At 37.7% G+C, this 10,880-nt stretch carries 5 protein-coding genes and 1 pseudogene; 4 read left to right on the plus strand and 2 right to left on the minus strand.

What is annotated here, in order from left to right:
- Positions 1–70: 70 nt before the first annotated feature.
- The gene (gene plsB / locus ACINWC743_RS01660) at positions 71–2,272 is read right to left on the minus strand and encodes a glycerol-3-phosphate 1-O-acyltransferase PlsB (protein WP_009584111.1); all 2,202 of its coding nucleotides are present in this window, start codon (positions 2,270–2,272) and stop codon (positions 71–73) included.
- A gap of 233 nt (positions 2,273–2,505) precedes the next feature.
- Here plsB and cysK point away from each other — a divergent pair, with 233 nt between their 5' ends.
- Entirely contained in the window at positions 2,506–3,504 is a 999-nt protein-coding gene (gene cysK, locus ACINWC743_RS01665; RefSeq protein WP_004830592.1) for a cysteine synthase A, read from the plus strand.
- 244 nt (positions 3,505–3,748) lie between these two features.
- Here cysK and ACINWC743_RS01670 read toward each other — a convergent pair whose 3' ends face one another.
- Positions 3,749–4,285 carry a lytic transglycosylase domain-containing protein gene (locus ACINWC743_RS01670; RefSeq protein ID WP_009584085.1) on the minus strand — a complete coding sequence of 179 codons (537 nt, stop codon included), beginning with the start codon at positions 4,283–4,285 and terminating at the stop codon, positions 3,749–3,751.
- Positions 4,286–4,601: 316 nt separating this feature from the next.
- On the opposite strand from ACINWC743_RS01670, the gene ACINWC743_RS01675 reads away from it, so the two are divergent.
- The 3 genes and pseudogenes from ACINWC743_RS01675 to ACINWC743_RS01685 all read left to right on the plus strand — a co-directional run.
- Complete coding sequence (locus ACINWC743_RS01675) at positions 4,602–4,964, plus strand: hypothetical protein (protein ID WP_009584084.1); 363 nt, start codon at positions 4,602–4,604, stop codon at positions 4,962–4,964.
- A gap of 182 nt (positions 4,965–5,146) precedes the next feature.
- Positions 5,147–10,363 carry a type VI secretion system tip protein TssI/VgrG gene (gene tssI / locus ACINWC743_RS25160; RefSeq protein ID WP_009584093.1) on the plus strand — a complete coding sequence of 1,739 codons (5,217 nt, stop codon included), beginning with the start codon at positions 5,147–5,149 and terminating at the stop codon, positions 10,361–10,363.
- Positions 10,363–10,880 (plus strand): annotated as a pseudogene (locus ACINWC743_RS01685) (hypothetical protein); the annotation flags it as partial. The gene tssI and the pseudogene ACINWC743_RS01685, both read left to right, overlap by 1 nt.

The raw sequence follows: 10,880 nt of genomic DNA on the forward strand, positions 1-10,880 counted from the left end.
CTGGGTATTTTATCAAAACGATTGGTTTCGATTTAATCCCAGTATAGATTTATTCAAATTTACGATGCAGTTATTTATCCTTTGCTTCTTTTTCAGGCTCTTTCACCACATTGACATCATATAAATGTGCAAGGGCTGAAAGTAGGCGAATTTTAGGATCTGCGTTTGAAATGCTGATGATTTGATCTGCATCAATATCAATCAGTTTTTCAGCACTGAAATATTCCAGAATACATTCAATCTGGGTATCAACTTCAGTTTCGTCCCATTTTAAGAAAAATGCTTTATGGATCAAGGGATATTGTTCAATCACTTGTGAGCATAAGGTAGATTTTTCAATTTTAAACATCTGTTCTTCAGTCTGCTGTTTAAATACTTTTGCGATTAAAGCAGGCAGAATAAAGGTGTGTAGGATGTTATTACTAAAATATTTGAGTAAGCCGACTTGTATATCACTTACTTTTACCCAACGTTCATTGTCATGTTCAATCAACTCAACTTGTTTGAGTTTCATGGCATATTGAATGATTTCTTTGTTGGAGAGTTCAGTGATTTGCATACGATCATCATAGCGATGATGTTTCAATAAATTGCGGAATTGTTCTAAACGAACCAAAACTTCTCGTTCAGCCAAACTATGCGTTGGTGCGTTTAACAACACCAAAGAAATCAAACTGATTGGATTGATCACAACCGCTTTGTTGATATTTTCCAAAATATCGATTGCAATATCATTCACTGTGGCTTTGACACTGTCAGGAATCTCATCATGCAATCCGACATGTTGCGGTGCTTGATTCTTTTGCAAAATATCTTCAAGAAAAACAGGCTCACCTAGATTGACATGTACCACACCAAATACTTTTTCGATTTTTTGAATAGATTTTAATAAACCAAATAAAGATTCAGCTTGTTTCTTTTGACCGCCCAATTCTTTGATGTATGAACTTCCTTCAATCAGCTTTTCATAACCAAAATATGTAGGAATAAAGGCAATTGGTTTACTGTTTCCACGTAGATAACTTTGAATCGTCATTGCCAACATCCCTTTTTTAGGCGGCAATAATAATCCAGTTCGTGAGCGTCCACCTTCTATAAAGTATTCCATCGGTGTATTGCGATTTAACATACTGTAGATATATTCTTTAAAAACAGCGGTATATAACGCATTTCCATTGAAGCTACGGCGAATAAAGTACGCACCTGCGCCACGCATTAACTGTCCAACGATAGGCATATTCAGATTAATACCTGCCGCAATATGCGGAACCATCAATCCACGGTTATAAATCACATAGGACAGCAGCAAGTAGTCGATATGGCTACGATGACAAGGGGTGTAGACAATCTCATAATCTTTGGCAAGTTCGCGCACCGTATCAAAGTTATGTACTTCGATTCCATCATACAATTGCGTCCAAAGCTTGGTTAATGCAATCTCAGCAAAGCGTAAGGTTGAGTAGGAAAAATCAGAAACGATTTCATCTAAATATTTGTGTGCTAAGTTTTCAGCTTCATTGATGCTGATTTTCTTGTGAATACTTTCATTTAAAATAGCTTCTTTTATGGCTTCAGTGGTCATCAATTTATTGATGACATTGCGACGATCTGAAATATCAGGACCGAGAATGGCTTCTTTATAACCATTAAATTGTTTATTCAGCTCGGTAACCACATAGTGAGCAGGTGAGAAATTTGGAGTAAGCTCAATCGCTGAATTGATCAATTGACGAAGAGAAATCGCTTGATGGAACTCGATATAATTGTCACGACCATACAGCGTGATATTGAGGGCTTGTTTGATACCTGTCGGTTTTGCCCAAGCATCTGCCATCAATGCCTTATACCAACTGTCTTCATTTTCAGGCGCACGTCCCCATAAAATTGTGGTCGGGATCAGCAATACATCTTGTTCTGGGTGCTTCAACAAAAATTCAACCAGACGAATGATTTTATCTGGGTAATAAGCTGAAGCATTACTTTTTGTTGGCTCTAAAGTAATAAATGAATCATCTTCTTGATAGTCAGAAGAAAGCTGAAGTGGTGCAAAAGCTGGGCTGAGTTTTCTCTTTTCAGTTTCATTATCGATCAAGACTTTATTGGATGTAGAGTCGTCTTGGATGACATAGCAAATTGGAAAATGCGGTATATTTGGATCGTTAATTGTATTTTCAAGTGTTTGTGTGTCACCTAAAACTTGTGGGCTGACAATTTTATCTAAGATTTTTTTTGTAAATTGACGGTAAAATTTTTGATAAGCACTGCTTGCCATAATCTTCTCTTCAGATGAGTTATGGCGTTATTATGCTTGAAATAATATACAAATATATACTTTGATTTGCTGACAATTCAGTCAAACACATTGCGCAAAAACTAAACATATGATTTATATGAATAAACTATTTTATTGTTGCTATAATTAAATTCAGTTACTGAATGTCAAAGCTACATAAAAAAGCATTATGATAGATTGATATAAATTAATTTTAAATTCAAGGAAAGACCATGTCTACAGATCCAAATTTCCCAAGCACAGAAAATCTAGGTATCGCTGTATATGCCAATAATGCTGAATCGATTGGTAATACACCACTGATTCGTATTAACCGTTTGATTACGGGTGGTGCGACTGTATTAGCAAAGACAGAAAGCCGTAATCCTGCATTTTCAGTGAAAGACCGTATTGGTGCTGCACTTATTGCTGACGCAGAAGCCAAAGGGCTTTTAAAGCAAGGGATGCATATTGTTGAGCCAACCAGTGGCAATACAGGAATTGCATTGGCATTTGTAGCAGCAGCAAAAGGTTATGAAATTACTTTGACAATGCCTGCCAGTATGAGCCTTGAACGTCGTAAAGTATTAAAAGCTTTAGGTGCAAACTTAATCTTAACTGAACCAGCAAAAGGGATGAAAGGTGCGGTAGAGGAAGCTGTACGTTTAGCCACAGAGCAACCTGAAAAATATTACTTACCGCAACAATTTGAAAATCCAGCTAATCCAAAAATCCATGAGACGACAACGGGTCCAGAGATTTGGGCTGCAACAGGTGGTAAAGTTGATATTCTTGTGGCTGGTGTGGGCACTGGGGGAACAATTTCGGGGATCTCTAGTTATTTTGAAAATGTTAAAAAACAGGCGATCCATTCAGTTGCTGTCGAGCCAGCAGACTCTCCAATCATAGGTCAAACCAAGCGTGGCGAAACGCTAACACCTGGTCCACATAAGATTCAGGGGATTGGTGCAAACTTTATTCCTAAGAATTTAAACTTAGATTTGGTCGATGAAGTGATTGCGATTGAAAACCAAGTTGCTATTGATTTTGCACGCAAAAGTGCAACTCAGGAAGGTATTTTTGTGGGGATTTCAAGTGGTGCAGCATTAGCAGCAGCGGCACAATTGGCAGCTCGTCCTGAAAATGCAGGAAAAACCATTGTCGTAATATTACCAGATGCCGGTGAACGCTATTTATCTTCAGTATTGTTTGAAGATATTTCAGCGGATTAAACGCCAATAGCCAGTAACTGTATCTGATCGACAATACACTTAATGGTGAAGTCGACAAAAAAACAAACCCTCTCATACATAATTCAGAGAGGGTTTTTTGATATTTAGATGTAGGCGATGCTCAACTTTTTAGAGATATTGCCAAATCTTGCGCTGCAAACAAAGCAGTGCTTTGTTTGCAAAGTTAAGTTGAATTAATTTTAACTTTATTCTGGGGATTGATATTAGATTTTAGTGCTAAATTTTATAACGAAGATTTTAACTGTTTTTCGTGCTGTTTCACTTGTTTGGCATATCTCTTACCTTGGCGTTTCATTTTACGATTTGATTCATAATTTGTAGGACCAACATTGTAATAACCTAATGCTTTTTTCCAACTACCTGCAGATTGGTTATATTTCGCTAAGATCATGGTTCCGCAGCGTACATTGGTATATTCATCAAATAGATCGCCCGGGCAAGCTTGTTGCCAATAACGTGGCATGACCTGAGTTAAGCCAACCGCTCCAGAGGGAGAAGTCACATAACTACGATAACTGGATTCTTGGCGAATTGTAGCTGCGATCAGTAAAGGATTAACATCATATTGATCTGCACTTTGTACAATAAAAGGTGAGACTCGATTTGCAATATCAGGAGAAACTGAATAAGCCTTTTGTATACCTGTAGAAAGTTTAGCTGCACGCTTTTGCACAGAACCACCGCCTAAAGACGAACACGCCGTAATTGCAAGAGTCACACAAATGATAGAAATTATTTTTAATTGATACTGAAGATTCAAAACAAAACCAATACTGCTGATCTAAGATTGGTCATGATGGTAAGTGTCCAATTTATACCTGTCAATCTCACTATATCAGTAGATTTATTCACGATTTGTATCTTTAGCTTTGAACGACTTGTTATTGAGCAATTACAGCTTTGGAAATATTTTATTTAAATTAGTTTAATAAATGTAATTTTTATTTGTGATTGAAATTAAATAAAGCTCTTTGAGTATTAAGAAGAATTTAATAAAAATGTTTATGCTTATGGTTCAAAGATATAAAATTTATCCAATAAAGACAATTAAAGATTGGTAAGGTGAAGACTGGGATGTGTGTGAAGAGCGAAATACACAAGCTGGGATTATGATCTACAAAGGTTCGATGTATGAGCGAATTGCAAAGAGTCAATATATTTTCATTTTGACCGATGATTTGGCTGAGTTTTTAAAGAAATATGGTTGGGCTAAATCAATGAAATTACTCGGATTGCTAATTAAAATAATCACTAGATTTAGATGTGCATTGGATCTTCAAAAAAATATGAGTACACAGTATTCAATCAAAGAGATTGCGATAGGACTCAATAAAACTGAACAGGAAATTTTAACTGCTCGTTCTTATTTAAAAGAATTATTAGGTGAAAAAAAACGAGTTTCTCTTCTAAATTGGGTAAGAACGCCAAACAGGAATTAAATACACTTTCTATAAAAGAATTATGCGAAAAATTTAATTTAACTATGGGAGCGGTAATGTATCGGAGAAAACTATCGAAACGAAATGAAACATAATGAAGTATGTAGATAAAATTAAATATGGACAAAATATGATCTTTTTTGTAGAGTGTTTTTTAATTTAGAACAACTACACAATAACTCATGTTTAATAATATTTATTTTGCTTTGGAAAAATTGGGTCTTACTGCTCAAAAACGTGCTATCCATGCGTCTTTTTCAAATACTGAACTTAATCAACTGGTATTTTTACAACGCGTTGATGGGATACATGCCATCAATGATGGGGTGAACTTACAACTGATTTGTCTATCTACGCTGAACGATATTGCATTAAAACGCTTTATTGGCTGTCGTGTAGCCATTGATGTGGTCAATGATCGCTCCGAACTCAATCGTATTTCAGGAATTGTGACCAAAGCTGAGGTGGGCGCCTCAGATGGAGCTTTGACGATTTATCGCCTCACGGTTGAAGATCCAACCGCACTATGGAAACAACGTAGAAACTCGCGCGTATTTATGAATATGTCTGCTTTACAAGCAGTAGAAGTTATATTTAATGAATGGCGAGACAGATCTCCACTGTTTACTTCAAGTTTGACTTTGGATAAAAGCGGTCTAACTAAAGATTACGATATTCGACCCTTCATTATGCAGAATAATGAACGAGATATAGACCTTATTCAAAGGCTTCTAGCATCGGAAGGTGTGACCAGTTTAATTGATGAAGCACAGCTTAAAGTGTCTCATTTTAATGAACCCATCCAGCCTCAAAAGCTTAGATTAATTGATGACAATACTCAATATAAAAGTTTAGAACGACGCACGATCCGCTTTCATCGAAGTTCATCTGTAGAGACTCGCGATTCGATTATCAATTTTACAGGACAACGTTCACTTCAACCGACATCGGTACATATCCACCGTTGGCAAGCCGATATTCTTGAAACCGAACAAGGTGCAGGCAATGTACAAAGCAAACATCAGCGCAGTGACCAGTACGATAACGCCAGTCTAGGTTTAGAACAAGTATGGCACTTTAGCCCTGCATGGACTCAAGACTTAAATGGAGAAGATGGAGTAACACCATCCGGCAACAGTCAGATCGAACGCTTTAACCAAAACCTCAGCAACTACTACGATGCGCAAGCCAAACAATTTATCGCAACTTCAACGGTACGAGATGCGCAGGTGGGTTATCACTTTGAACTTAACCAACATCCAACTCTAGAGCTAAAAGATGTTGCCGATCGGCAATTTCTGATCATCTCCAAAACCTTTTATCACCAAAATAACTTACCCAAAGACTTGAGCCATCAAGTCGAAGCACTCATCCGACAAAGCCAATGGCAACTCGCCCATCTCACCACAAACAATAACGAAGAACGCCAAGCCAATCAGCTCATTCTACAACGACGTAATATTACAGTTGTTCCTGAATATAATCCCTTAACCCAAAGACCCGCAGCCCATCCAATGCGAGCGAGAGTGGTTGGACCGAGTGGAGACGAAATCCATGTGGATGAATGGGGACGTATTAAGGTTCGCTTCCTGTTTACCCGCAATGAAGACCACAGCCATGATGGAGGTGCAGGTGCGAACGACAATGATACCGACTCAGCTTGGGTCGATGTACTCACTCCTTGGGCAGGCGAAGGCTATGGAGCACGCTTCTTACCACGTATTGGAGAGTTGGTCGTGGTTGACTTCTTTGCGGGGGATATTGACAGACCTTTTGTGGTGGGGCGTATTCATGAAGGATACCGTTATCCAACCAAGTTTGATAACAAAGGCAAGTTACTCGATACTAAGAAGTTGGCAGGGATTAAAAGCAAGGAATATCAGGGAAGTGGCTATAACCAACTGAGATTTGACGATACCAACAACCAGATCAGCAGTCAGTTACACAGCAGTTATGGTGCAACTCAACTCAATCTTGGCAATCTCAGTTATCCAAAAGAAACAGAGACCAGTGAAGGGCGAGGTGAAGGCTTTGAGTTAAGAACGGACCAATGGGGCGCAATACGCGCAGGACAAGGCTTACTGCTGAGTACCCATGCACAAGATGAGGCATCAGGTAATCATCTAGATACAACCGAAGCCAAAAGTCAGTTAGAAAATAGTCTAGAGAATGCCAAAGCGCTAAGTGAAGTTGCCAAGCATCAACAAACTGATCCTTTGGAAGTTTTAAATAATTTAAAATACTTCCTTAATCAAATAGAAAAAGGTGAAAAAGACAAAGCAGATGCATTTAAACAAGCTTTAATGCTACTGGCTTCACCAAACTCTATCGCAATGTCGACCAATAGCGACCTTCATCTTTCAGCAGATGGGCAAATCAGCCAGAGCGCAGGCAACAGTATAAATCTGAGTAGCCAAAAGAATCTTGTAGCACATGCAAAAAACAAGATCAATTTATTTGCGGCGCAAGACGGTGCAAGACTTTATGCTGCAAAAGGCAAGGTTGAAATAAAAGCGCATAGTGATGGTGCAGATTTGATTGCGCGTAAAGGCATTCAGATCATATCGACTGAAGATACGATTTATATGATCAGTCCTAAAGAAATTGTATTTCGTGCGGATACATCTGAATTAAGACTGAATGGCTCAGGTATTTTTTCGACCACGCCAGGCTTGTTTGAAGTTAAATCTGGACAGCAGAAACTTAGCTCTGGGATGAAAGTGAGTGCTGGATTACCTTTGTTGCCGATCGTAAATTTTGCACCAGATCAGCCATTACCGACGCTAAAAAGTACCTATGCCCATGACCAACTTGTTGTATTGGCAAAGACCTTCTCTCAAGAAAGTTTTGTCAGTTTGGTCGCACCGATCTTTGGTTTTGATATTCCAGACAGTTTGTATTTAGCCCTGAAAACCGACTTGGAGAATGGTCTAATTCAACCGCCTGAACATACGGTGGTTGCTAAAAGTATCAACGGTCACGCAGCTGGGTTTAATCATCATGACAAGAAAATCTATCTTGCTGCTGATACAGTGTTATCTGCGCTAGAAAATGACAGTAATTTGGAAAGACTTTATACAGTGCTTTTACATGAGTATGGGCATTACATCGATGATCATCTACGAATCAGTGGTAACTATTCATTAGACAATAGCTTTAATCTATATGTGATTGTCAAAGGCAATGTGTTGGAAGAGATCGCGAAGAATTTTAATACCACTGTTGAAGAATTATGCTCACTTAATCAAATTTCTGACCCTAATCTTATTTATATTGGTGATATTTTAAAAATACCCGTAAAAATAGAAAAACTGGCACCTGATGCACCACGAGATGAAGGTGCGGTTTATGCATATAATTTAGGTCAATTGACAGAAGGAAAAGACAAAGGTGCAAATACTGAGTTTGAGTTTGCAGAAATAAGCTCTGAAAAGTTTTCAGGAAAGCTGAAAATCACCCCAACATCGGGGAAAAGAGCCGCAAGAATGCATGCTGATTTCGAGTCGCAAATGGACGAAGTGGTAGATGTCCAATATGAATACTTTGGTGCAGGTGAAGGTAAGTTTTCTAAACAAACTAAAATACTGGCAAATAGGGGAACCATAGACCCCAAAACAGGTAAATATATTAAAAAAGATGACAATAAAGGTGTGCGGATTGAACATGGGCACCAATCTATTGAAAAAGAAGCTATTGGAGAAGATAACCCAAAAGGTGAAATATTTAATCGACTTACAGTTAATGCAATTTATGCAGGAAATTGGTTAAGAGATCATTCCCAACTGGTCTGTGGGGCTGTGCTGAATACAAGCATTGATGTTGCGATAGATAATCAAGGTAAAATTACTACCATAAAACCAACACGTAAGTTAATTTCCAATATATTGGCAGTCTTGGCGTATGATCATTTTTTTGATGAAAATGTCGCAAGTGATTTAATTAGATTAAAAAAGTACGAAAAAAGTGATAGCTATTCTTCAAAATACCGTTCTATCATGCAAGTAATTCTAAAAAAGGGAAATTACAGTAATTTAAGTGAAAAAAATCAGAGGCGTTATAAAGCGTTAGCTTTGAAGGCTTATTTACCTGAAAGCTCTTTACCACATCGTTTATTTCGTGATCTAAGAGGAAAAGATGGCGAGCGTATATTAGGTGTTTATCGTTTTGAAGAACATATCGACAATCCTTTTGGTGCTGATATTTATACCCATATAGACAAAGAATTAAACCCTAAACCGAATGATAAAACCTTTCAAACCAACAGTGATCAGAAATCTGCACAATTTAATTTAAAAAATTATATCGCTGACAATACCCCAAATAATATGCGTGATTCGGCATTTCCAACAGCATTAGAGTATATGTTGGGACAGTTAGAAGAAAGCATGAAACAAAGCAGTAGCTCGGATGCGCCTTTGCGGCATTTGGGCAATGCCTTTCATGTCTTGGAAGATTTTTTTTCACACAGTAATTTTGTTGAAATTACACTGATTAAGCATGGTTATACTGATGTTAGACACAATGTATTAAGAAAAAATAATTTTAGTCGCTATGAACAAATTCCTTTGGTGACAGGAACTTTTGACTCTTGGGATACCTTTGCCAGTATTGGTGGTACTTTGGCGAAGATGATTGATCCACTTAAAGAGTGGAGTGAATATAAAGGAATGGTCTCTGGCGAACGTAGTTTTTCTGATTTGATTATTCAAGAATTTATTTTTACCCTTGATGCGGTGTCTAAAGATAAGAATTTAACCAAAATTTGGTTTCGATACTTAGAGTTAAGGGATGAAATTTGTGCTTTATATGAAGCAGGTTATGTTGATTTGCTAAAAAAAGCAGCAAAAACCATCAGTGAGTTTAAAAAGCAAACCGCACTATTAGAAACACTGGTCACTTCACTGTTTAAATTTTTATTCAAATTTGGCGTGAATAATGTTTTAAAACACTCACATGAGATTGTGAGTGTAAAACAAGGGGTAAATCCTGTGATTCATGGTGATAACCCAAGTCATACACAATTGGGGAAAGACGAAGCACGAAACCCCTTACACTTACTTGCTGCCAATTTAGCGATTATTGCGGTACGTGATGTCGGGACAAAATGGAGGGATTGGTCTAAAAAGCCAACTGCGACAAATAAACAAGCGGTATTAGATACGGCAAAAAGTTATTTTAGACATCCAAGCCGTTGTAATTGGATGGATGAAAGCGTTAAACAATGGGCAAGACAAAATAAGGACAAAGTCAATCAGGCTAGTGATGGCATGCTGCAAAAAGGTTGGGATACGACCCGACAGGGTGCGTATAAAGGTGCTAAAGCGGCGCAAGAAAAAATTGATGAAGCAGCAGAATCGGTCCAAAAAGGTTTAGATATGATCAAGGGTGGGAAAAAGTAATGCATATATTTCAAAAAAAACTAGCGCTATTTCTCCCCCTTTTACTGTGTATCAGTTGTAGTAATGGTCAGTCTACGACAAAGCAAGATGCTGATAAAGAAGGTTTTATAAAGAAAATAAATCCACAACATCAGTTTAAGGTCCATGGTTGTGCGATTAATTATAATGGTACGGATTTATATATGAGTTCAGGCGTTGAGCCATGGCTTAAAGCATTAGGTAAAAACTATCGGGTTGTCGAAAGTGTAGATCCAATTAATCGAATTAATATTTATATATATGATGATATCGGTGTTCGTTTGGTTGAACGAATAGCGGATAAACAAATCGATAGTTTTAGGTTTCGTTTAGAGCGCCCATCACATGATATTCGTAAAGAAACAGATGCAGAAATCGAAGAAGAGTTAAAAAAACCAGATACTGAGCAAGTTAGAAGTATATTTAAAGATGCCATCGAGGTGGATGGTGTACTCGTGGGTGCTTATCCAATGCATGATGAGATCAGGGATAAGTTTCG

Source organism: Acinetobacter sp. WC-743 (genome assembly GCF_000335555.1).
GTDB classification, from domain to species: Bacteria; Pseudomonadota; Gammaproteobacteria; order Pseudomonadales; family Moraxellaceae; genus Acinetobacter; species Acinetobacter bereziniae.

What these genes read in the sequence shown, in the direction of transcription:
- plsB (WP_009584111.1), bottom strand. Translation starts at nt 2,272, where the DNA reads ATGGCAAGCAGTGCTTATCAAAAATTTTACCGTCAATTTACAAAAAAA.
- cysK (WP_004830592.1), top strand. Translation starts at nt 2,506, where the DNA reads ATGTCTACAGATCCAAATTTCCCAAGCACAGAAAATCTAGGTATCGCT.
- tssI (WP_009584093.1), top strand. Translation starts at nt 5,147, where the DNA reads ATGTTTAATAATATTTATTTTGCTTTGGAAAAATTGGGTCTTACTGCT.